3 protein-coding genes are annotated in these 1,892 nt (G+C 64.5%); all 3 read left to right on the top strand.

The features are described from left to right. Positions 1-305: aldehyde dehydrogenase family protein (locus EOA24_RS36260; protein WP_127410726.1), on the top strand; the 305-nt coding region annotated here is incomplete at its 5' end. Between the two features lie 19 nt (positions 306-324). Continuing rightward, positions 325-1,122 (top strand): N-formylglutamate amidohydrolase, encoded by a 798-nt coding sequence (locus EOA24_RS36255; protein ID WP_189343100.1) that lies wholly within the window; start codon positions 325-327, stop codon positions 1,120-1,122. 170 nt (positions 1,123-1,292) lie between these two features. Further along, entirely contained in the window at positions 1,293-1,877 is a 585-nt protein-coding gene (locus tag EOA24_RS36250) for an XRE family transcriptional regulator (RefSeq protein ID WP_126082010.1), read from the top strand. Positions 1,878-1,892: the final 15 nt, after the last annotated feature.

The following is a 1,892-nucleotide window of genomic DNA, read 5'->3' as shown; positions in this document are numbered from 1 at the left end:
ACGAACTGTTCGGGCCGGTGGCCTGCGTCCAGGCGGTCGGCGGCGACGACGAGGCGATCCGGCTGATGAACGACAGCGACTACGGCCTTAGCGCCTCTATCTGGACGCGCGATGTCGAGCGCGGCGTGGCCTTGCTCGACGAGGTCGAGGCCGGCACGGTCTATCTCAACCGCTGCGACCACGCGGACCTCTATCTGCCCTGGGGCGGCATCAAGAATTCCGGTCTCGGACGCACCAATGGACGCGCCGGCCTGATCGAGGCGACGGCGGCGAAGGCGTACCATGTCCGCTCCGTCATCGCCTGAGCGCCAAGGACATCCGGTCGTGCGGGACCTTGAAAAGCTGGGCGATGCGGCCGTCGCGGCGCTTGCAGCGGCCGGCGTGGAACGGTTGCTGCCGGACGCGACCAGCCCCTATCTCCTGATCGCCGAGCATGCCGGCAATGTCGTGCCGGCGCCGTGGCGCGACCTTGGCTTGGCGGAGCCCTATCTGGGCACGCATTTCGCGGTCGATATCGGTGTCGATGCGCTGACGCGGCGGCTCTCGCGAACGTTGCGCGCGCCGGCCGTGATCGCGCGCTATTCGCGGCTGTTCCTCGACTATAACCGCCCCGCCGATGAGTGGGATTTCATGCGGCCGGACCTCGGTGGCATCCCGGTGCCGGGCAATCTGGCGGTCGATGCCACTGATGCAAGGCTGCGCAAGCTTGTCGCCTGGGCGCCGGTCGAACGGGCGATCATCGAAGTCGCCGCCGGCAGGCGCGCGCTGATCTCGGTGCACTCCTTCACGCCGGTGATGGGCGGGGTGAAGCGCAATGTCGATATCGGCGTGCTGTGGCGGGAACAGTCGCCCTTCGTCAATTCAGTGCTGAAAACGCTGGGCGCACAGGGCGCGGAAGCAAGCTTCAGGATTGGTGACAACGAACCCTATGATTGGCGCCAGGCCGTGGGCTACACGCTGAACTGGCATGGGCTGCAGCAGGGCCGGCCCTGCCTCTATCTCGAGGTCCGCAACGACCTGCTTGCCGATCCGGAAACGTTCGAACGCGTCAGCCGCCTTCTTGAAAATGCCTTTGCCACCGTCGCGATGTCCCTGTGGCCGCAATCAGCCGTAGCCGTCTAAAGGCTGGACGCTCAAATGGCGGGCCGCTAGAGCGTTTCACCGTTTCACGGAAACGGCGAACCGCTCTATCTCATTGTTTTTACGCAATTCCGGACGGAAAACCGCTCACACTTTTCCTGGAATTGCTCTAGAGCTTGTCAAATTGGAAACGACGGCCAAGGGCGTGGACGATGCAAGGCAATGTGGGCAGCAAGATCCGGGACGCGCGCAAGCAGCAGAACATCACCTTGCGCGACCTCAGCGAGCGCTCCGGCCTTTCCGTTTCGCAGCTCTCGAAGCTGGAGAACGGCAAGGCCAGGCTGACCGTCGACATCGCGCTGATGATCGCCGGCGTGCTGCACGTGCCGGTGGCCTCCTTCCTGTTCAGCCCGAAGCCCGGACCGCAGGCGCGCCGCTCGATCACGCGCGCCGGCAGCGGCATTCTGCATGAAGGCAACGCCATGGAATTCGAGGTCTTGTGCAGCGATTTCCGCGATAAGACCAACATTTTCTGGCGCGTCACGCTGCGCGCCAGAAGTTTTGAGGAAAACGGCGGCTGGCGCAGCCATTCGGGTGAGGAGTTCATCCATGTGCTGAGCGGCAGCCTGCAGCTGCACACGCTCCATTACGACCCGACGGTGCTGCAGCCAGGCGACAGCATCCTGTTCGACGGCGAGATGCAGCACGCTTATGTCGCGCTTGGCGACGAGCCCGTCATCATGCTGATGTCGAATACGGTGCCGCGCGACGGGCTGCCGCCGGGAACAGGCGCCTGACCGACGGTCCCGGCC

The organism is Mesorhizobium sp. M2A.F.Ca.ET.039.01.1.1 (assembly GCF_003998035.1).
In the GTDB taxonomy this organism is placed as follows: Bacteria; Pseudomonadota; Alphaproteobacteria; order Rhizobiales; family Rhizobiaceae; genus Mesorhizobium.
This window is presented reverse-complemented; position numbering and strand designations above follow the sequence as displayed.

Coding starts and splice junctions, on each gene's coding strand:
- EOA24_RS36250 (WP_126082010.1), top strand. CDS start 1,293: ATGCAAGGCAATGTGGGCAGCAAGATCCGGGACGCGCGCAAGCAGCAG.